Here is a 19843-nt window from a genome sequence, read left to right on the forward strand (position 1 = left end):
CACTCCCCAGATGTCCAGAATCAGCGTCAGTTTCGTCCGAAAGACTGCCCTGTTTTCACTGGCTGTTCAAGCAGTTCCGTGGGTAAGTGCGAGGTCAGCAATGGCCTCTTCCATCTGTTGGCGACAACGGTGCATCAGTTCGGGAATGTCTTCGCTGGTCATGCCCTGTGTTTCGACTGGCGGGAGAATCCGCAAAGGCACAGGCTCCCGTCGTCCGGTCCAGCCTCTGGATTTGCCATGGTATTCGCCCGCACACACCATGGTAATGGGTGCGCCAGCGGCAACGGCCATGTGAAATGCCCCTTTCTTGAAGCTACCCAGGCCACGGCCACGGCTGCGGGTTCCCTCCGGAAATACCCAGATGCTCTTGCGTTCCCGGTTAATGGCGTCGCTGGTGGCCTGCATGGTGGCCACAGCTTTCGCCGCACGGCCGCGATTCAGGATGATGTTGCCTCCCAGCCAGAATACCTGCCCGAAGAATGGCACCCAAACCAGTGAAGATTTACCAACCGCCACCCCACGCGGCGGTAGCAAATCACCCATCACAAACAGATCATCGTTCTGCTGATGATTGGCGATAATCACGGTCGGCCGATCCTTGGGCATGTTTTCAGCGCCGTAGAGAGGGCGCTTCATACCCAGAATACATCGGCCGATTCTTGCCACGACCCAGCCCAGGATACGGTTGTTGTCAGGATTGAAAGGCCGTAAGAGGTAGAGCAACATCATAACCAGGCATACGACAGGAACACTGAGCCAGGCCAGGATTTTTCGAACTTGTGACATTCTGTTTGATCCGATCCACTGCATTTTGGCGCACAAGTGTACGCCAACATCACAGAGCGGCGACAGTATCAATTTGTTCCATACCGTAAGCCGGCTTTGCCTCCACCACATAACGCAACGTGCCGGAAGCGTCCAGGCTGTCAAACGGGTAACAGGTGATCAATACCAGGGTATCCCGGGCCAGAGACCGGGTATCCAGGGACTCCCGGGAACTGTCCACCACCCGGGTGGCTGTCACCTGATAACGTCGCCACTGCCGGTCCATGCCCTGCAGCCTGACCGCATCGCCCGGTTCCAGATGCTGCAGATGGCGAAAGTGAGTGTCACGGTGGCCCGCGAGCACCACCGGCGCACCGGGGCCTTCACTACCGGGCACCCGCCCCGGACCAAACGCAAGGCTTTCACCATGAACGCCCTCCAGCACGATCATGGACACGCCTTGTTCCGGTATATCCAGCTTCGCCACTGGCCAGGTATCGGCCCAGGGCCAGGGCCTCGCCTCGCTCTGTCGGGCCTGGCTCTCGGCCCAGGCCAACTCCAGCATTTCCTGGGCCACCAGTGCCTTGAACGGAATCCACAAACCAAAGACCAGCAGGGTGGCGGAACAACCCACCAACAATAGCAACGCACGGCTCATAGCGACTGCCTCCGGCTGAGCATGACAATGGCCAGCGAGAACATCAGCCCCACCAGCCCCAGGGCGGTCAGCAACGGACCGAAGGTGGCAGTTTGCGGGTAACGCAGCATTCCGGGCTGGCTGCCGGCCGGCAGCAAGGTGGGCACGGCCTCCTGATTGAGGGATTCCCCCTCTGGTCGGGATACACGCTCCTCAATGGCGACGAAGCTGGTGAACGGCGACATCACACCGTGTCTCAGTGATAACTCGACGATGGCCGCTTCATCGGGCTCAGTGCCCGCCAGGCGCGCGCTGTCCATCACTGCATCGATGCGCCCCCGGGCCCACTGTCGGTCCAGGCCCTTGCCCGGCGCAGCACTGGCAAGATCCAGGCTGGTGCGCCACGACCGGCCACCGGGTAAACGGCCAGAGACCGTGAGCTCCCCTTCAGCCGGTGAGCCACGAACCACCTGCACCAGAGGCTGACCATGAAACAGATCCCCCGGTTTGGCCGGGACCGGTTGTGCAACAGTACCGGGCCATTGCACCTCGACATCCGTCATCACCGGCGCTTCCATGGCGGCAAACAGCTTACCCAGGGCTTTATCCACTTCCGCTGCGCTGTGTACCGCGGTGTACTGGCCCCGGCCCCAGCGCGCGGCTTCCCGGAGAAAATGCATATTTGGAGCAGAACCAATGGCGACGGTAAACAGCCGACGGTTTCCAAGCCCGGTGCGGATCTGATCGAACAGGGCCGATTCATTTCCGACGGCCCCGTCCGTCATGAACACCATCTGCTGCACATGGCCGGACGACTCCGAGCCGTCCATTCCCATCGCCAGTGACAGCGCACCGGCCATTTCTGTGCCACCGTCGGCAGTCAGATCCTGCACGTAATCCCGCGCCCGGGCCAGATAGTGGCCATTGGCAGGCACAGGTTGCGTATAAAGGGCATGGGCCTGGCTGTTGAACTGGATAACATTGAAACGGTCACCGGGACGCAGGGTGTCGAGCCCCCTCAACAAAGCCGAGCGGGCCTGGCGGATAGACTCCCCGGCCATGGAGCCGGAGGTGTCGATAACGAACAGCAGCTCTCGGCGAAGAACCTGACCGGTGGTCGACGGCGGCATGACCATGGCCATCAGAAAATCCTCGCCTTGCCATTGCTGACGGAACAACGCGGCCGTCGGCGCCCGGTTATCAGCGGGCCGCCAGCGCACGATTACATCCCGGTCCATCAGGATTTTCCCTTGTTCCGGCGCTACTGTTGCACGGCTACCCTCCAACTTGACCTGCAGCGGGTGGCTGGGGCTGGTCACCTCATCAACAGGCAATCCGGCTTCGATATCCAACTGAATGGTTGCGCGGTGACTGCCAGGGTTTACGTCATCCGGAAGCACCGTGAACGGACTGATTTCATCGGCATCGGCTACTTGCGTTGTGGGTAATGACCAGCCGGATTGCCATGCACTGGCGGGCGTGGAAACAGGGGCGCCCGGCATGTATCGGGGGGTAAGCGTGGTAGGCAAACGCAACTCGAATTCGCCATGACGATAATTTACCGGTTGCTGATATTGCACTTCCACGGTCACTTCCTCGCCCGGTGCGATGTTGGCAATCCGGCTGGTGAACAGGTTAGGCCGGTTCTGCTCCACGGTCGCCGCTTTCTGGCCAGCCCGCTTCGCCTTTTCATAGTTCTGGCGGGCCTGGGCCCGGGGCTGTAGCTGGCCCACAATCCGCCGCTCGCCAACGGTCATGGTGAGGCCATAGACACTGGCCTGCTCCGGTAACGGGAATACAAACAGGCCTTCCTGCCAGACATCGCTGGTGTTGCGAAAGGTACGGGTCAGGTGCGTCTGCGCCAGCAACCCGGTCACCTGCACGTCAAACCGGCTGTCCAGAACCAGGGCCGGTTCCTGCCATGCACTTTTGCGATCAACCAGATACAGCTGCCCGGGCTGCTCGGATTCCATGGCGCGGGCCTCGGCATACAACGGATGCACAAACAACATCAGCACCATGGCCAGCCAGAGGCTGATGCCCTCGGCGCAGCGGATCATGTTTCGTCTGGCCCGGGTCGACAGCAACGGTTTTAAGGAGGGATGATGACATTCCGGCCGAACGACCGGGTTAGCAAGCAGCGATAGCAGCATCATTGGATTTTCCTTGTCTTGATGGTGATGCCACTATTTCAGCTCAGCCACGGGGCAACCCGATGGCAGAAACAGGCAGGCCGACGATGAAAAATGATGAATTATGGCAATGGCTTCTACATCGCTTGTGTGCCATGGTCAGCGTGATTTAATGGCACTGCGATTTCGTCAACAAGGCAGACTGAACCGACCATGAAGAAGCACATCGTCCTGATTGAGGATGAAGCCGGCATCCGCGACAACTATCGCGCGGCCTTCGAACGCCGGGGTTACCGGGTATCCACCTATGGCGACCGGCCGGCGGCCTGGCAGGTGCTGCGCCAGAGCCTGCCAGATCTGGCCATTATCGATGTCGGGCTGGGCGAGGAAGCCGAGGGGGGCTTTACCTTGTGTCAGGATCTGCGCAGCCTGTCTGCCACCCTGCCGATTATTTTCCTGACGGCACGCGACAGCGACATCGACTCCGTACACGGCCTTAGGCTGGGCGCCGACGATTACGTCACCAAAGACATGAGTCTGGAACACCTGCTGGCGCGCATCACCGCCCTGCTTCGGCGCGCGGAAGCCTGGGCCGAAGCTCTGCAGAAACCCGATGACATCCTCACGCGGGGCAAGCTGACCCTGAATGTGGACCGGATGACGGTAACCTGGCAGGGCCAGCCTGTGGACCTGACCGTGACTGAGTTCTGGATGTTGCATGCCCTGGTTCAGCACCCGGGCCATGTACGCAGCCGCGAGCAGCTGATGGAAGCCGCCAGCACCGTGCTCGATGACAATACCGTGACGTCCCACATCAAGCGTATCCGCCGCAAGTTCAGCCAGCTCGATGACCAGTTCGACGGCATTCAGACCGCCTATGGCATGGGCTACCGCTGGAATGCCCGTGAGGTCTGAGTCTTGAGCCTGAAACGGCAGTTGCTACTGGCCAGTTTGCTGATGCTGCTGGTTCCCTGGGCAGGGCTACGCTTTGTGCTGGAACTGGACAGTGCCCTGCGCCAACAGGCCCTGCAGCAGCTTCAGGCCCAGGGCGCCCGTCTGGCAGACGTGGCCGGCGACCGGCTGCTGGATACCCCGGTCGCCACCGACCAGGGCGCCATCTACGCAGGCAGCACCGACCAGGCCATCACCATTGATGGCTACGGCCATGAGTGGCCCGGATTCGACGAGGGTGACCAGCCAGCCCCCTGGCAAACCGCCGGCACAACATCCCCGTTACGCTGGCAGGCCAGTCACGATGACCAGTTCCTGTATTTGCTGATCCAGCGACTGGATCAGGGCCTGGCGCTCTATAATCCCGCCCGACCAGACCAGGCCCATGAACGCTTCGAATTATGGCTTCAGGCCCCGGCCCGGGAACTGGGCACCCACAACCAGGGGCAACGCTGGTTTATCCGTGCGGTAGCCCCTGGTGACGTACCGGTGTACCGGGCTGAGCCGGCACAAGCCAGAGATCACCGGTTACAGGCCAGTTGGCAGGACAAAGGCGCAAGCTGGGAACTGGAACTTAAACTCCCCTTGCCATCACCAGGGAGCCGGCTTGGCTTTCAGGCCACCAGGGAAGGTCAGCCAAACAACAACACGGGCACAACACTGGCGCCACCACCGCTGCTGGTGCAACAGGACAACCGTCTGGAGCACCTGCTGAAGAGTCAGATCAGCCCCGGGCAGCAGGCCACAGTACTGGAACCGGGGTCCTGGATACTGGCCCACAGTCGGGTCGCTGCGCCAGCCCCAGCCTCGGTGTTTGATGACTTGTCCCCCGGGCAGATTCTGGAACAGATCAGCCTCAACGCACTGAGTGGGCTGATTCGCCTGTATCAGCCGGAACCGATGCACTTGCCGAAGGGAAAAAATCGGCTGGAGATGACGCGGTTGCCCGACAACGGTCTGGTTCGGCACGACGATGGCTCGGTCTGGCTGGCCACGCGACATGAGTTGTTCGGCGGCCGAATCCTGTTACTGGAGCAGTCCCTGGATCAGTTACTGACCCTGTCCGGTTCAACCCTGGGGAGCGTTCTGGCCCGGAGCCTGTTGATCATTCTGGCATTGATGCTGGTGCTTCTGGGTTATGCCAGCTGGCTCTCCTGGCGCATTACGCGGCTGCAGGCACTGGTTGAGGCCAGTGTCGACGACGATGGTCGCATTCTGGCCGCCATTCCCTCACCCCGAAGCCGGGACGAACTCGGGCAACTGCAACAGCACTTTGCCCAGATGGTAGCGCGCCTGCAAAACTACAATCAGTATCTGGAAAGCTTTTCCAGACGCCTCTCCCACGAGCTGAAAACCCCGGTCGCGGTGGTGCGTTCATCCCTTGAGAACCTGGCCCAGGGAGTCGCCGAGAAAGAACGGCAGCAATACCTGGAGCGTGCAGCTACCGCTACCGAACGCCTGCGACGTATCCTGCACAGCATGAGCGAAGCCGCCCGGCTGGAGCAGAGCTTTGAGGACACCGAAAAAGAGCCGTTCGATCTGGCCCGGGTGCTGGCCGAAGCCACCTCCGCGTACCAGCAGTTGGATACCGGGCATCGAATCGTTTATTCAGGCCCGGCTTCTGACTGTGTGATGAACGGCTCGCCGGAAATGCTGGTGCAGATGCTCGACAAGCTGGTGGACAATGCCCGGGATTTCACGCCAGAAGGCGGCGGCATTGATGTTTGCATGCACATTCACGATGGCCACTACCTGATCGAAGTGTTTAACGAAGGCTCCCGACTGCCTGACTATGACGGCGTCGATATTTTTGGTGCGTTCGTCTCGCAACGCAGCGGCGCCCACGACGGGCATCTTGGCCAGGGCTTACTGATCGTGCGACTGATTGCCGACTACCATGGTGGCCGGGTAGAGGCCAGAAACCAGCACCAGAGTGGCATTGACGGGGTCTGCTTCCGGGTTATCATCCCCGCTACCGAGGCCAAAGCAAGGACATTACCGTGAGTGCCGACACCAGCAGCCTGGATTTTCACCCGCTCCGGGCGGATCTGTACCAGGAACTGCATTCCCGACCGTTCCAGATTATTCCGCCCCATGCCCGGGTCACTCAGATTGCGGTGATCACCACACCGGAACAGCGAACCCGGCAGTTTGAACATCTCCAGAAACTGCACCGGCTGCTGGGTGAACCCTGGCCGGAACAAGAGGTAAGCTGCTACGAACAGAGCTTCGGCAAGCTTCGGATCCGGCGTGAAGTGCATATGGAGTTTACCTCCTACACCTTCATCAATCTGGCCGATTCAGACGCGGATCCGTTTGCGGAAACCGGCTTGAGCCTGTTGCCGGACGGCTGGCTGGCGCAGCTGGAGGGTACCGTGGTGGGGGCCTTTCACGTTGAGGTGCGCGCCTCCTCAGAGGACGCACGCAGCGAGCTGGCCTTTATGCGCAAACATTTTGAAGGTATGCGCCTGGTGGGTAGCAGCCCGCAGGAAGGGGCAGCCCGGGTACTCGGCTCATTCCAGTTGCACAGCGACAATTTCGGGCGGTTCATGGTGCTGAACCACCATATGTCCAACAGCCAGCTTGGTCGCCTGGTTCAGCGTTTGATGGAAATCGAAACCTATCGACTGATGTCGTTGCTGGCCTTACCCGTGGCCCGGGAAATCACTCCTTCCCTGAACGACATGGACCAGCAGCTTGCCCGCATCACTCAGTCCCTGGCGGACAACGAGAGCCTGGATGAACAGCAGATTCTGGCCGAACTGACCAACATCGCAGCCCGAATCGAAGCCTACCGTGCCCATACCACCTTCCGGTTCTCGGCAACCCGGGCCTATCACCGGCTGGTACTGACCCGGCTGGAGGAACTGCGGGAAGACGAAGTCTCCGGCCACCTGACCATCACGGAATTCATGACCCGGCGCCTGACCCCGGCGGTAAAAACCTGCGAAGCCGTCAACGAACGCCTGGAAGATCTGTCACGCCGGGTCGACCGGGCCTCTGAAATGATGCGCACCCGGGTTGAGCTGGCCATCCAGAGCCAGAACCAGCAACTGCTCAGTTCCATGGACCGCCGTTCCCGCATTCAGCTGATGATGCAGCATACCGTGGAAGGCTTCTCTGTGGTGGCCATCTCCTATTACCTGATTGGCCTGTTGAAACTTGGGCTGGACGCCCTAAAGGGCACCGGGCTACCGATCAACGAGTCGCTGGTGACAGCCCTTGCCATACCGGTGGTGATGGTACTGGTGTTCATCGGCATCCGCATCATCCACCATCGTTTCATCCGCATGGCACGCCGGCAGTAGCGGTTCAGCAGAAGCGCGGATCCCCGGCGAACTGGCGATAGAACTGCTGGGCAGTGCGGCCATTGCGCACGCCCTTGCCGGTGGCAAAACGCACCGCCTCCAGGTGCAGAGCTTCACGGTCCTGTACCTGGGAAAACAGCAGATCCACCGCCTGCAGATAGACATCCTGCGAAAACGGGTAGAACGACAACTGAAGACCGAACCTGTCGGCCAGCGACACCTGCTCCTCAATAGCCTCGGCCGGATGCAGTTCGCCATCCCGGACTTCGCTTTTGAGGTTGTCGCTCATGAACTCCGGCATCAAGTGGCGCCGATTAGACGTGGCATACACCCGCACATTCTCCGGCGGCAGCTCCAGTGAGCCTTCCAGCACGCTTTTCAGTGCCTTGTACCCGGATTCCCCCACATCGAACGACAGGTCATCGCAATAGATCACAAACCGGAACGGCAGATCGCAGATGTCGTCGACAATTTCAGGCAGATTGACCAGGTCGTCCTTGTCCACCTCGATCATGCGCAAGCCCTGATCGCAATAGCGGTTCAGCAAGGCCTTGATCAGCGAAGATTTGCCCGTCCCCCGCGATCCCCAGAGCAGCGCATTATTGGAGGGCTCACCCGCCAGAAAACGTTCGGTGTTCCTTGCCAGTGCCTGCTTCTGGTGGTCGATGCCGGTCAGCGCCGGCCACTGCACCGGGTCCAGCCGGCGAATGGCCCGCAAGCCTGAACGATGCCTCCGCCAGACGGCGGCTGGTGTGTGTTGCCAATCAAACGCCTGTTCTGCCATGGGCTGCGGTTCCTCGTTGAAGATTTCACAAAGTCTGTATGAATTCTGGCCAGTTATGACTGTCAGAGGTTACGATTTGCAACTACACTGTAGCGGTAAGCAACATAGAAGGTTCATTTTGACATTCCCCACGTTTTCAACGCTACAGCGCCCGATCTTAGTCGTCTCCCGGCTATCTTTCATGGCTCTGCTATTGTTGTTGGTTGTTGCCGGGCTCGCCCGGGCAGAGTCCCCTGCGGACAGGCCTCCGGTGATTACCATCGGCGTAGTCGCCGATAACGAACCATACAGTTTTTTCGAGGGACGCACCCCAACGGGATTTTCCATTGACGTCCTGCGAGAAGTCGCTCGTAACGCCAACCTGACCTTCGATTTCCGGGCCGGCAGCTGGCCAGACATTTACGCAGCATTCCTGAGGGGCGATCTGGACGCCATTGATGGTATTTCCTGGCGCCCGGAGCGGGCTGAAAAGATCCTGTTTACCGAACCCTACCATTTTCGCGAAGTCTACCTGATGCGCGACAGCGCTCGTTACCTGCCCCCAATCCAGAAACTGAAGGACCTGGCAGGCCTGAAAATCGGGGTGGTGGAGAACATATACTACCTGGATCGGCTGCAGGAAGAAGACCTCACCATAGAGACCTACGACACCCTGCCCAGCCTGGTGCGGGCCCTGGCCTTTGGCTGGGTGGATGTAGCCGTTGGCCCACGCCTGACCATGGAGTACCTGGCCAACCAGGCCGGCTTCCGTTTTCTGGAGATGGCCGGGCCCGCACCTCTGAACCAGTTATCGCGGGAAGACTTTCGAATTGGCGTCAGAGTTGGCGACCGGCTACTCCTCGACCGCTTACAGGCCGGGCTGGATGCCATTCCGACAAACCGCCTGAGTAATCTGCGCGAACGCTGGCAGGAGTTCGGTGGCTATTCTTCAGAACAATCCGCCAGGCTGCCTTTAAGTTCCGAACAACTACGGTTCCTGGCCAGCCTCGGGCCGGTTCGAGTTGGTTTCATGGACGATTATGCTCCGTTCAGCTTTACCGATGGCGGCCGAACCCTGGGCCTGAGCGTGGACGTTATGGATCGTCTGGCCGACCTTACCGGCCTGCAGATCATTCCGGTACGCGGCCAGTGGGACGAGCTGATTCCAATGCTGCAGAACGGCGATATCGATATCATGGCAAACATGTCCTATCGCCCGGAACGGGAAGCCTTTGCCCGTTTCACCGAGCCCTATCACACTATCCCCAATGTCATATTTACCCGCAGTGACAGCCTGAACTACACCCGGCTGGAAGACCTGAGAAACTACCGCCTGGCCATCGGTGCCGGCATCTATTACGAAGAGGCCGTCAAAGAGATTCTGGGCACAAAAAATCTGCTCACCTTCAGCACCCAGGAGCCTATGTTCCACGCCTTGGCGAAGGGCGACGTGGATGTAGTGATCAATGCCCTGCATTCGGGCAATTACTGGATACATGACCTTGGCATCAGCGGCGTGCGTATTGCCGGCGAACTGGTACTTCCCGGTTTTACCGGAGAGGATCTGCGCTTCGGCATCCGGCCGACCCTGTCGCCCCTGGCAGATATCCTGAACCAGGCTCTGGCGTCAATCTCACCCACCGAACAGAGAACCATCGAAACCCGCTGGCTCGGCGCCACCGCCCGCCGGGCAGATCAACCGAGTGGCCGAATTGAGTGGAACGAAACGGAATCCGACTGGCTGCGACAGCATAATCGCAGAGTCCGTATTTGTGTCGATCCGGACTGGAGCCCACTGGAAGCCGTCGAGAATGGCCAGCATGTTGGACTCTCAGCCCAGGTACTGGAGCTGTTCCGGGAACGGGGTGACCTCAATTTCCAACTGGTGCCAACCGACAGCTGGCGGGAATCCATTGACGCCGCCCGCGACCGCCGCTGTGACATGTTCCCTATGGCTATGGAAACCCCGGAACGCACCAGCTACATGAACTTCACCACACCCTACCTTGAAGTGCCTAATGTCATCATGGGGCGTATTGAGGCACCATTTATCGAACGGCTGAGTGACATGGGCGACAGGCCCGTTGGCGTGGTCGACGGCTACGCGTTTGCCGAGCTCCTCAAGCAACGTTACCCCTCGCTGCAGCTCGTTCCGGTTGGCTCCGAGCAAGAAGGGTTACGGCAGCTGCAAAACGGCAAACTGGCGGGCTACATCACCACGCTGGCGACCGCCAGTTATTACATGCAGTCACTCGGCCTGGCCGACCTGAAAGTGATCGGCCGGGTTCCTGCCGACTGGTCTCTGGCCATTGCTACTCGAAATGACGAGCCTATACTGCACAACATCATGCAGCGGCTGGTTTCCAGCCTCACTCGAGAGGAGAGGGAAAACCTGGAGAGTACCTGGCGTAATCTCCGGATTGAGGAACGGGTTGATTACACCCGTTTCTGGCAGATTCTGATTGCCGGCCTTGTGATAACGGCTCTGCTGGTGTACTGGAATCGCAAGCTCGGCCGCCTGAACCGGGAGCTGGCCGAGGCCAACGAAGCATTATCACGGCTGAGCGTAACCGACAATCTCACTCAACTGGGTAATCGCAGCTATTTCGACCGCGAGTTTCCCCGCAGCTTCCAGTGGTGCCAGCGCCATAAAACCGGCTTCGCGGTGGCCATGGTGGATGCCGACCACTTCAAGAAAATCAACGACACCTGGGGCCATGAAGCCGGTGACCAGTGCCTTCAGGCACTGGCTGATGTGATGCGGGAGCACTTCCGCCGGGAAACCGACCGGTTGTCGCGTTTTGGTGGTGAGGAATTCATAATTTTCACCAGTTACGAAGACGCATCCGATATCATGGACCGACTGGAACGTTTCCGGACAGCGGTTGCCAACCGGCAGTGCGATACCTGCCAGGGTAGCCCGATCGAGCTGACGGTCAGTATTGGCCTCGCCTATGGCGTGCCCGAGCCGACCGGCTCACCGGCAGAGTATCTGAGGCAGGCCGATCAGGCGCTCTACGCCGCCAAGGGCAATGGTCGAAACCGCCTGGAAGCAAGACAGACCGGGCGCAAGACATAAGGAACAGGAGCAGAACATGGCACGTATCTATAACGACAATTCCCTTTCCATCGGCAACACACCGCTGGTGAAGCTGAACCGGGTAAACGATGGCGCAACGATCTGGGCCAAGATCGAAGGCCGGAACCCGGCCTACTCGGTCAAATGCCGGATTGGTTCCGCCATGATCTGGGATGCCGAAAAACGCGGTACCCTGAAACCCGGCATGACTATTGTCGAGCCCACCAGTGGTAACACTGGCATTGCCCTGGCCTATGTTGCCGCTGCCCGCGGTTACAAGCTGATTCTTACCATGCCGGCCTCCATGAGCCTGGAGCGGCGTAAGGTTCTCAAGGCCCTGGGAGCCGAACTGGTACTCACCGAACCCGCCAAGGGTATGCCGGGCGCCATCGCCAAGGCCGAGGAGATTTTTGCCTCCGACCCGGACAACCACTTCCTGCCGCAGCAATTCCAGAATCCCGCTAACCCGAAGATTCACGAGGACACCACCGGCCCGGAAATCTGGGACGATACCGACGGTGAAGTGGATATCTTTGTTGCCGGCGTTGGTACCGGCGGCACGCTGACCGGCGTATCCCGATACATCAAGCAAACCCGGGGCAAAGCCATTACCACCGTGGCGGTGGAGCCGGCGGATTCACCGGTCATTGCCCAGACACTGCGGGGCGACGAGATTAAACCCTCCCCCCACAAGATTCAGGGTCTCGGGGCCGGCTTTGTACCCAAGAACCTCGACCTTGACCTGGTCGATCAGGTAGAGGCCGTGTCCAACGAGGACGCCATGGCCATGGCCCATCGCCTGATGCGGGAAGAAGGCATTCTGTGCGGCATTTCCTGCGGCGCTGCGGTGGTGGCCGCGATTCGGGTCAGCAAACAGCCGGAACACCAGGGCAAAAACATTGTGGTGGTATTGCCGGATTCGGCCGAGCGTTACCTCTCGTCGGCCCTGTTTGCCGATACCTTTGGCGAGCTTGAGAATCAGCAGTAATTCTCACCGTGCCTGAAAACAAAAAAGCGCAGCCTCTAAGGGCTGCGCTTTTTTTAACGACTGACGTCAGTGTCAGAACTGGAATTTCAGACCAACCCGACCGGTATCGAAATCCGGACCGTCGTTGGTTACCTGGCCGTTGAAGTCGTCTTCATCGATGTCCACATTGTAGCGGTTGTACTCAGCAAACGCCGTCAGCTGTTCGGTTACCCGGAAGTCGACACCGGCACCGACAAAAGGATTCACCTCATCGTAGGTTTCGTCCTCATCGAAGGCTTCAACATCAAACGCGGAAGCAAACGCACCGGCCTTGGCATAAACGCCAAAGCTGTCGGTCAGTGGCAGGCGACCGATGGCACTCAGGCCCGCGCCTTTAAGCTTACCTTCCACGTCATCATCGCCGAAATTGCCAAAATCGATGTATTCGGCTTCAAGGGCAAAGAATTCGTTGAACTGATAGCCCAGAGCCGCGCCAAGCAGATCGTTCTCGTCCTCGAATTCGCCACCGTGGGCCTTGTATCCCCCGTAACTACCACTGATGTACGGTCCTGACTTGTCGCGGCTGACATTATCCTGAGCCCAGACAGCAGGGGCAGTGAAGACGGCAGCAGTCAGAACAGTTGCACACGCAAATCCAGCTTTGTAGCTCATAACGCGTTTTCCTCTGTGGTTGGGTTTTCCATTCGTCGAAACGATCAATCGGAAATCCTGTTTCCCGATTGCGTAAAACCAGCCTACAGAAGAATTCAGGGGTACCGGGTTAAAACCGGACTAAGATTTATTCACATTCCTGTCATCTCGTTCCCGCAGATAACCGTCGGTAATCCGCGTCACGGCCGCTCCCGCCATCGCCACACTGCCATAACTCAGCCGGGAAATGCCGTGGTGCCATACCCGAACCACTCTCGCCCCGGGCCGGGTAACCGGCACAGTTTCCAGTATCCGAAAGCTTTCTTCGGCCACCGACAAATGAACCCGCTGCAGCTTCACCGCGCTGTGTTGCACCCCGTGAGCGAGAAGATCTACCAGGCCCAGCCACCAGTGCATGTCGCCATTACCCTTGTTCATACCAACCAGTCCTCCAGTTGCTGGCACACCGATGTATGGTGAGCCAGGCGGATATGATCCACACCCGGAAAATTCGCACAGCCCGCCAGCTGCCAGCCGGATTGGCCAGCGCCTTCAGCACTGGCCTGCTGCACCAAGGCGTCACCAAAGAGCAGGTTCACAGGGTGTTGTTGACCGCGCAGGAGCAAGCCACTGATCACATAATGCCGGGCCTCCGGTAACAGTGGCTGGGGCTCCACACCGGGTTCCAGGACATCGCCCCGGGACAGGTTACGGATACCCTCGCTACGCAGGTCGATCACTTCACCAATCACCCTCAGATAGTCCCGGGATCTCCGGTTTAACCAGCCGGCCGCCCGGTGGGCACCAACCGCCAGCCAGGAGCCATCGTGTGGCGAACCGATGTACACGCAATCCGGGTTCCGTGTGACCCAGGAGTGCCCATTCACCAGACCATAGTGGCAGGCACTTCGAATCAGCAATCCGCCCATGCTGTGCCCGATCAGGATCAACCGCTGCACCGGAACGGGCCAGTTACTGACCAGGGATTCAAGCAGGGCCGCCAGCTCCTGACCGTTACGATAAATCGGCCGACCGGTGTTGAAACGCAGTTTCAGGGCGCTGGCATCGCCAAGCTGTTCCGCAAGGTAGCTGCCATAGTGGTAACCCGGTCGCGAGGGAAAATCCCATACCGACTCCAGTTCCATGAGGCCGTGGATCGACAGGCACAGGGTACGGCCGGGCACCTCGGGTTCCGGTTTCTCTACCTGCAGCTCTGTATCTCCGGCAAATACGGACATAGGAGCGGCAAGACCATTGCCACGATGCTCCAGCCAGTCGCCAAGAAAACCACTGGCGATGGCCGCTACCTGTTGCTGGATTCGCCCGGTTGAGACCTGAGGTGCCATCATCATTCTCCTGTTGATAACTCCAGTGTACGCCTGCCAGGGACAATGGCTATGGCGATAATCGGGCCAGAATACGGCTCACGGGCGAATGGCTGCCAACGCTTCGGCTCAAGGAAGTTTAATCTGCCGGCAAGGGCGACAGAGAGGGAATCCTGATACGCTTTCGAACCGTATTTGTCGTTTAACCGGGAAAATACAAGGAAGCATCTAATGCGATCTGCTGTTCTCTTACTCACTCTGACAAGCCTGATTTTCTCCGCGCTTCCGGCATCGGCCGAAAGCACAGAAGAGGCCACACCGGAACCCGAGGTTATGGGGTTTGTGGAATGGGTGGTAATGGGCGAAACCGGCATACGCCTGAAAGCCCGTCTCGACACCGGTGCCAAGACCTCCTCACTGCATGCGGTCAATGTTGAACCGTTCGAGAAGGACAATGAAGAGTGGGTCCGGTTCCAACTTCCACTGGGCGACCACAAAGACCAGCCCAGTGAAGGGGATATTGATCACGAAGAAGTGATTCTCGAATTCGAACGGCCGGTATACCGGACCGTACTGATCAAGCGCAAGGGCGCGCCGTCACAACGCCGATACGTGATAAAAATGGACTTCTGTATTGGCGGCAAAACCCATGAAACCCAGTTTTCACTGACGGATCGGGGCAAGTTCTCTTATCCGGTGCTGCTGGGCCGTCGCTTCATGCGCGATGACAACATCCTGATCGACTCAGGCCGCAGCTTTATCGTTGAAAACGAGTGTGAATACAGCACCCTCGAGGAACTCGCCGAGAGTAAGAAGGCTCTGGCAGGCTGAACTATTCGATACTCTCCGGTTCGTCATTACGAATTCTTAGAAAGCTGGCGAACCGGGGTAAGCCTGTAGCCGTGAGGCCGCGATAGCGAAAAGTAACCCGGGCGCCAATAGCAGGCGGATTGTGCCGCTCCTCATCGGTAAACCCGGTGCCAAGCCGGAACCGGCGACCACTTTCCAGCTCTACCTCCAGTGCCCCCAATAATCCCTCATACTTGCCCTTGCCGGGAAGATGAGCAACCACTGTGGCTTCCGCATCCTGATGTTTTTTCACCTTGAGCAGGTCATCTGAACGGCCCGCCTGATACCAACTTTTGCGGCGTTTCAACATCAGTCCCTCACCACCGGCCGCGACCGTTTGCTCAAGCCGGGCCATCAGCTCATCGTGGCTGGCAACTACCCGCTGTTCCACCAGTACCAGATAACGCGAATCTGCTGCGGTCACCAGCTGTTGCAAGCGTCTATAGCGTTGCTCAAAAGGCCGATCTGGCTCGGGCAAATCAAAGACGTAGAAGCGCACCTGACGCCATTCCTGGTCTACTGGCTGAACTTTGCGGACTACGCCAGATAGTTCCGCAAAACGGCCACGACCGCTCCAGAGTTCGCCATCCAGGGGTTGAGCGGGAAACTGACGGGTAAACCAGGCCGGTGCGCTATACCTGTACCCGCCCCGAGACCAGAGCGTCTCGCCATCCCAGAATGCCCGGACACCGTCTAGCTTTTCACTGACCCAGTACTCTTCCAGATTGACCCCGGGATGGTAGACATTGGCGAGCGGAAGAGCCGGCGGCCGGCCACTGGCATGCCCAAACGCTGAAAGGAAGATTGATACAACAATAAAACTGAATGCCAGAGGCATCGCCCTGACACGGGTGGTATTGCAGAGTGGCATAGTCCTTTGCCCTGTTACGTCCCTGTTTACAGAATTCCGATATTACGGTTCTTAAGCCGTTACATACTTCAGCAGCTCTACCACCTGTCCCGGCGTTTTAGCCCATGCCATGGCGGCGGCGTCCACTTCTTTGAGCGGATGCACAATGTCTTCGTCATGCAGGGTAATGTATGGCGTGCCCATAGCCGCACAATAACCGGCGTCGAAGGCCGCGTTCCACTGCTTGTACTTGTCGCCAAAGCGGATGACCGCCAGATCACACTGCTCAAGCAGGGTTTTGGTGCGGATGGCGTTTACCTTGGACGACTGGTGGTCACGCCAGAAATTGTTTTCCGGTTTGCCCAGGAAGTCACCTGCGGCATCACTGGATTCGTGATCGGTATTGGCAGACGTGAATTCTACCGGCAGGCCGGCCGCCTCGGCACCCGCAGCAATCTGCTCGCGCCAGTCGGTGTGGATTTCGCCGGAGAGGTATACGGTCCAGATCATGTTGGGCTCCTTACGCCAGTTTAAAGCCGGCCAGTCTAACCTACGGGCCGGCTTTAATGTAGGCATCAGACAGGTGTTACAGGTGTTACAGCTCCAGCTAACGGCGCCCTTTCGGGTTCATCATGCAGTTGGCGTAATAGGTGGTCGTGGCCGGCCAGTCCGAGAATACACCAATGACGCCCACCTCCCGAGCCAGCACATCAATCACATTCATGACATCGCCGTCGTTATTGATGGCATCCGAAACTGTCTGGTAATACCAGCCACCGCCATTTGCCAGGGGACCACTACGCTCCACGGTCCAGGCGATCAGATCAAGACCAGCCATGCGGGCATTGCGGGCATACTCAGACGGTTCAATCTCGCCATAACTATCCAGCGCCAGCATTTTCCAGAGCGCTGGCGCCAGAATGTTCACGCCCCGGGACTTCAGGCTTTCCATGTGCGCCAGAGACTCTGTATCCGGCGTGATCGGCGACTGATCCAGAAACACTGCCTGTTCACCAAAGCGCGGCATTTCATTCACCCAGAAGAGTACGTCGTCCAGATTAAACGATTGCGGCCACACATCTTTCGGGTTAATGCCAGCGTCGATGTAATCCTGAATCATCTGACGGGCGTAGTCCCGCTGGCTGTACTCGCCCTCAAACGGCATATCGACCACTGGCGTTTTAAGCTCCGGTGTGAACTTGGCGCCCAGTGACTTGAACAGCTCTATACTCTCGCGGTGGGTCATCAAGGTGCCCCGGCTGGCATACAGATCGGTGCGCCAGTCAGCAGTGCCGCCGACATACTCTTCCGGTGTGGTCGCCATCGGATCGTAGGCGTCCATCTTACCCTCGAGGGTCTTGAACTCCGCCAGGGTGATGTCACTGGTCCGGCATTCAGCCTTGGCCGGAGTGCCGGATGCCGGATCAGCAGGGACGAACGGCTGGGTACACTTCGCGTTCAATTCCGGAATGGTGACAATGTTGGTGGTGGTGTGCAGATCATTCTGGGCGTGGCGACACACCAGCTCGCGATCCTTGGTGAAAGCAACATCACACTCCAGAATGCCAGCGCCCATCCTGGCGGCGGCGATGTAGGACTCCCGGGTATGTTCCGGGAACTGCAGGGGCGCTCCCCGGTGGCCAATCGAGAAGTCCGTAGCCTGGAAGTTGCGCACGTCACAGCTCTTGAGACGTTCCTTGAGCGGGCCGTCATCCATATCCTCAACCAACCAGTACGGCCTCGCGCCCACCTGAACCGATGGCTTGCCCTGATACTTGTGCCAACCTTTATGCCCCGGGTGATCGTGCCATGCCTTTTCCAGCCCAGGCGGCAACCACTGACGTTCATCATGCCAGCCCTGTGTGGCATTGGCGGCTCCGGCCATCAGAGTACTCAACACCACACTTGCGATAACGCGTAACTTCATAACCTGCTCCTTGTGAAATGAATGATACTGCAGCGTCAGTGTTCACAAGAGCCATGACCACCGCATGACGTTTTTTTGACCAGCCGATCAACTTCTCCTCATATGCAGACTTTTCCTACAAGGATCTGACTGATCTTCCTACACACTATTTACAACATTCCGGTACATTCGGCCGCCCCAAGAACCCATCTGGAGTATCGAATGGACGCCCCGGCAATCTCACGGACAGAGAAACTGCTCTCTGCTGTTCTGAATAATCTGAAAAAATATCTGTTGGCCATCGCAAGCTCGCTGTTCGCGGTCTTCCTGGCCATGTCTTCCTTTTTTACCACGGAGCTGGGCTACACCTATGTGGTTCAGGACACCCTGTTTGGCACCATCCGCGTGTTCACCGAGCCCGGCCTGCACTTCAAGGTACCGTTCTTCTCAAACGTTTATACCTACAATCAGGCCATGACCCTGAGTTTCGGTAACCAGGAGAGTGGCGAAAAAATCAAATCCACCCGGCAGCTGGGCGAAGTGGAGGTGCAGTTCGCTGACACCTACACCGCCCGGATTCCGGCCACTTTCCGGTTCCGACTGTCAGCAGATCCGGAAAAGATTGTGGCTATGCATCGTGAGTTCCGTAGCTACGACAACCTGATCGATTCGCTGCTGATCAAGAACGCCAAAAACGTGACCGTAGTGACCGCCACCCAGTACACCGGCGAAGAGTTCTTCCAGGGTGGTCTGAACAAGTTCAAGGTTCAACTGGAAGACCAGTTGCAGAATGGCCTTTACGAAACCGAGCGACAGCAGGTGGAAGTGGAACAGACCGACCTGGCTGCCGTATCTTCAACCAACGACGACGGCGACCGGCTGGAGCGGAAAGTGCAGCTGGTCTGGAAAAACATCATCCTGCAGGACAGCGCCGGCCAAGCCAAGCGCATTGCCAACCCGCTGGATGCTTATGGCATTCAGGTACGCCAGGTGACCATTGGCCGTCCGCTGCCCGAGAAGCGACTGGATGAGCTGCTGGTGAAAAAGAAGGACCTGGTCGCCAAGCGGATTACCGCGATCCAGGCCCAGGAAACCGCCCGCGCCGAAGCCAAAACCGCGCAGCTGGAAAAAGAGATCGAGAAGGCCCGGGCCATCCAGGACGCCCAGCGCAGCAAAGAACTGGCCATTATTTCCAAGCAGAAAGAAGTGGAAATGGAGCGCCAGCAGGCAGAACTGGAAACCGTCCGCAAAGAGAAAGAAAAGGCCGTAGCCGTGCTGGAGAAACAGAAGCAGCTGGAAATCTCGGTTGCTGAGAGAGACATCCAGAAAGCCAATGCCGAAGCCGCCACCTACGCTGCAAAAGCCATTCGTGAGCAAGGCCTGGCGGAAGCCGAAGTCGCCAAGGCACACCTGCTGGCCAAACAGGCCGCCCGGGATATCTACATGGCCGAAATTCAGCGCGATATCGCCCAGGTAATGTACCCGGCCCTGAAGGACGTAACCATCGATATGCCGGACTACTATGTCGGGGCCGACGCAGGCGCCAGCCCGGTCAGTAGCCTGGAAGTATTTACCAGTCTTGGTGCTATGGAGCAGTTGCGCCGGTCTTCAGGACAGACCATCCCTCAGTAAAGCCAACGCATTGATACCGGGGTGGGCG

At 58.5% G+C, this 19843-nt stretch carries 17 protein-coding genes; 7 read left to right on the plus strand and 10 right to left on the minus strand.

What is annotated here, in order from left to right:
* Positions 1 to 66: 66 nt before the first annotated feature.
* Genes C7436_RS11280 through C7436_RS11290 form a run of 3 tightly spaced genes read right to left on the minus strand, consistent with a single transcriptional unit; the run spans position 67 to position 3558 of the window.
* A complete protein-coding gene (locus tag C7436_RS11280; protein WP_121207877.1) occupies positions 67 to 786 on the minus strand; it encodes a lysophospholipid acyltransferase family protein in 720 nt (239 codons plus the stop codon).
* 49 nt (positions 787 to 835) lie between these two features.
* Entirely contained in the window at positions 836 to 1423 is a 588-nt protein-coding gene (locus C7436_RS11285; protein WP_023012123.1) for a class GN sortase, read from the minus strand.
* Entirely contained in the window at positions 1420 to 3558 is a 2139-nt protein-coding gene (locus C7436_RS11290) for a marine proteobacterial sortase target protein (RefSeq protein ID WP_121207878.1), read from the minus strand. The genes C7436_RS11285 and C7436_RS11290 overlap by 4 nt, the downstream gene beginning before the upstream one ends.
* 189 nt (positions 3559 to 3747) lie before the next feature.
* Here C7436_RS11290 and pdsR point away from each other — a divergent pair, with 189 nt between their 5' ends.
* Genes pdsR through C7436_RS11305 form a run of 3 tightly spaced genes read left to right on the plus strand, consistent with a single transcriptional unit; the run spans position 3748 to position 7793 of the window.
* The gene (pdsR, locus tag C7436_RS11295) at positions 3748 to 4449 is read left to right on the plus strand and encodes a proteobacterial dedicated sortase system response regulator (protein WP_121207879.1); all 702 of its coding nucleotides are present in this window, start codon (positions 3748 to 3750) and stop codon (positions 4447 to 4449) included.
* Positions 4450 to 4452: 3 nt separating this feature from the next.
* On the plus strand, positions 4453 to 6489 hold the full coding sequence (gene pdsS / locus C7436_RS11300) for a proteobacterial dedicated sortase system histidine kinase (RefSeq protein WP_121207880.1): 2037 nt from the start codon (positions 4453 to 4455) through the stop codon (positions 6487 to 6489).
* Complete coding sequence (locus C7436_RS11305; RefSeq protein WP_022993258.1) at positions 6486 to 7793, plus strand: DUF3422 family protein; 1308 nt, start codon at positions 6486 to 6488, stop codon at positions 7791 to 7793. The genes pdsS and C7436_RS11305 overlap by 4 nt, the downstream gene beginning before the upstream one ends.
* 4 nt (positions 7794 to 7797) lie before the next feature.
* Here the strand turns inward: C7436_RS11305 and C7436_RS11310 are convergent, their stop codons facing one another.
* A complete protein-coding gene (locus tag C7436_RS11310; protein WP_023012126.1) occupies positions 7798 to 8577 on the minus strand; it encodes an ATP-binding protein in 780 nt (259 codons plus the stop codon).
* 181 nt (positions 8578 to 8758) lie between these two features.
* Between C7436_RS11310 and C7436_RS11315 the strand changes: the two genes are divergently transcribed.
* Positions 8759 to 11635, plus strand: a complete 2877-nt coding sequence (locus C7436_RS11315) for a transporter substrate-binding domain-containing diguanylate cyclase (protein ID WP_228198103.1) — start codon at positions 8759 to 8761, stop codon at positions 11633 to 11635.
* Positions 11636 to 11651: 16 nt separating this feature from the next.
* Positions 11652 to 12623: a cysteine synthase A gene (cysK, locus tag C7436_RS11320; RefSeq protein ID WP_022993261.1), complete on the plus strand. Its 972-nt coding sequence runs from the start codon at positions 11652 to 11654 to the stop codon at positions 12621 to 12623.
* A 72-nt stretch (positions 12624 to 12695) separates the two neighbouring features.
* Here the strand turns inward: cysK and C7436_RS11325 are convergent, their stop codons facing one another.
* The 3 genes from C7436_RS11325 to C7436_RS11335 all read right to left on the minus strand — a co-directional run bounded on the left by C7436_RS11325 (position 12696) and on the right by C7436_RS11335 (position 14599).
* Positions 12696 to 13274 carry an outer membrane beta-barrel protein gene (locus tag C7436_RS11325; protein WP_011787098.1) on the minus strand — a complete coding sequence of 193 codons (579 nt, stop codon included), beginning with the start codon at positions 13272 to 13274 and terminating at the stop codon, positions 12696 to 12698.
* Between the two features lie 120 nt (positions 13275 to 13394).
* A complete protein-coding gene (locus C7436_RS11330; protein WP_121207881.1) occupies positions 13395 to 13691 on the minus strand; it encodes a hypothetical protein in 297 nt (98 codons plus the stop codon).
* Positions 13688 to 14599 (minus strand): esterase/lipase family protein, encoded by a 912-nt coding sequence (locus C7436_RS11335; RefSeq protein ID WP_228198104.1) that lies wholly within the window; start codon positions 14597 to 14599, stop codon positions 13688 to 13690. The genes C7436_RS11330 and C7436_RS11335 overlap by 4 nt, the downstream gene beginning before the upstream one ends.
* A 210-nt stretch (positions 14600 to 14809) precedes the next feature.
* On the opposite strand from C7436_RS11335, the gene C7436_RS11340 reads away from it, so the two are divergent.
* Positions 14810 to 15409: an ATP-dependent zinc protease family protein gene (locus C7436_RS11340; protein ID WP_011787101.1), complete on the plus strand. Its 600-nt coding sequence runs from the start codon at positions 14810 to 14812 to the stop codon at positions 15407 to 15409.
* Position 15410: 1 nt separating this feature from the next.
* On the opposite strand, the gene C7436_RS11345 is transcribed toward C7436_RS11340, so the two are convergent.
* The 3 genes from C7436_RS11345 to C7436_RS11355 all read right to left on the minus strand — a co-directional run bounded on the left by C7436_RS11345 (position 15411) and on the right by C7436_RS11355 (position 18204).
* Positions 15411 to 16298 (minus strand): DNA ligase, encoded by an 888-nt coding sequence (locus C7436_RS11345; RefSeq protein ID WP_011787102.1) that lies wholly within the window; start codon positions 16296 to 16298, stop codon positions 15411 to 15413.
* A gap of 51 nt (positions 16299 to 16349) precedes the next feature.
* Positions 16350 to 16787, minus strand: a complete 438-nt coding sequence (locus C7436_RS11350) for a YtoQ family protein (protein WP_011787103.1) — start codon at positions 16785 to 16787, stop codon at positions 16350 to 16352.
* A gap of 97 nt (positions 16788 to 16884) precedes the next feature.
* Entirely contained in the window at positions 16885 to 18204 is a 1320-nt protein-coding gene (locus tag C7436_RS11355; protein WP_121207883.1) for a glycerophosphodiester phosphodiesterase family protein, read from the minus strand.
* 201 nt (positions 18205 to 18405) lie between these two features.
* Here C7436_RS11355 and C7436_RS11360 point away from each other — a divergent pair, with 201 nt between their 5' ends.
* Positions 18406 to 19815, plus strand: coding sequence for an SPFH domain-containing protein (locus C7436_RS11360; protein ID WP_023009428.1), 1410 nt, complete (start codon positions 18406 to 18408; stop codon positions 19813 to 19815).
* The last annotated feature ends 28 nt before the right edge of the window (positions 19816 to 19843 follow it).

The sequence above is a fragment of the Marinobacter nauticus genome, from assembly GCF_003634635.1.
Classification (GTDB): Bacteria; Pseudomonadota; Gammaproteobacteria; order Pseudomonadales; family Oleiphilaceae; genus Marinobacter; species Marinobacter nauticus.

Bases quoted from the DNA above. Each gene is read 5' to 3' on its own strand.
- C7436_RS11280 (WP_121207877.1), bottom strand. From the start codon at position 786: ATGTCACAAGTTCGAAAAATCCTGGCCTGGCTCAGTGTTCCTGTCGTA.
- C7436_RS11285 (WP_023012123.1), bottom strand. From the start codon at position 1,423: ATGAGCCGTGCGTTGCTATTGTTGGTGGGTTGTTCCGCCACCCTGCTG.
- C7436_RS11290 (WP_121207878.1), bottom strand. From the start codon at position 3,558: ATGATGCTGCTATCGCTGCTTGCTAACCCGGTCGTTCGGCCGGAATGT.
- pdsR (WP_121207879.1), top strand. From the start codon at position 3,748: ATGAAGAAGCACATCGTCCTGATTGAGGATGAAGCCGGCATCCGCGAC.
- C7436_RS11310 (WP_023012126.1), bottom strand. From the start codon at position 8,577: ATGGCAGAACAGGCGTTTGATTGGCAACACACACCAGCCGCCGTCTGG.
- C7436_RS11315 (WP_228198103.1), top strand. From the start codon at position 8,759: ATGGCTCTGCTATTGTTGTTGGTTGTTGCCGGGCTCGCCCGGGCAGAG.
- cysK (WP_022993261.1), top strand. From the start codon at position 11,652: ATGGCACGTATCTATAACGACAATTCCCTTTCCATCGGCAACACACCG.
- C7436_RS11325 (WP_011787098.1), bottom strand. From the start codon at position 13,274: ATGAGCTACAAAGCTGGATTTGCGTGTGCAACTGTTCTGACTGCTGCC.
- C7436_RS11330 (WP_121207881.1), bottom strand. From the start codon at position 13,691: ATGAACAAGGGTAATGGCGACATGCACTGGTGGCTGGGCCTGGTAGAT.
- C7436_RS11335 (WP_228198104.1), bottom strand. From the start codon at position 14,599: ATGGCACCTCAGGTCTCAACCGGGCGAATCCAGCAACAGGTAGCGGCC.
- C7436_RS11340 (WP_011787101.1), top strand. From the start codon at position 14,810: ATGCGATCTGCTGTTCTCTTACTCACTCTGACAAGCCTGATTTTCTCC.
- C7436_RS11345 (WP_011787102.1), bottom strand. From the start codon at position 16,298: ATGCCACTCTGCAATACCACCCGTGTCAGGGCGATGCCTCTGGCATTC.
- C7436_RS11350 (WP_011787103.1), bottom strand. From the start codon at position 16,787: ATGATCTGGACCGTATACCTCTCCGGCGAAATCCACACCGACTGGCGC.
- C7436_RS11355 (WP_121207883.1), bottom strand. From the start codon at position 18,204: ATGAAGTTACGCGTTATCGCAAGTGTGGTGTTGAGTACTCTGATGGCC.
- C7436_RS11360 (WP_023009428.1), top strand. From the start codon at position 18,406: ATGGACGCCCCGGCAATCTCACGGACAGAGAAACTGCTCTCTGCTGTT.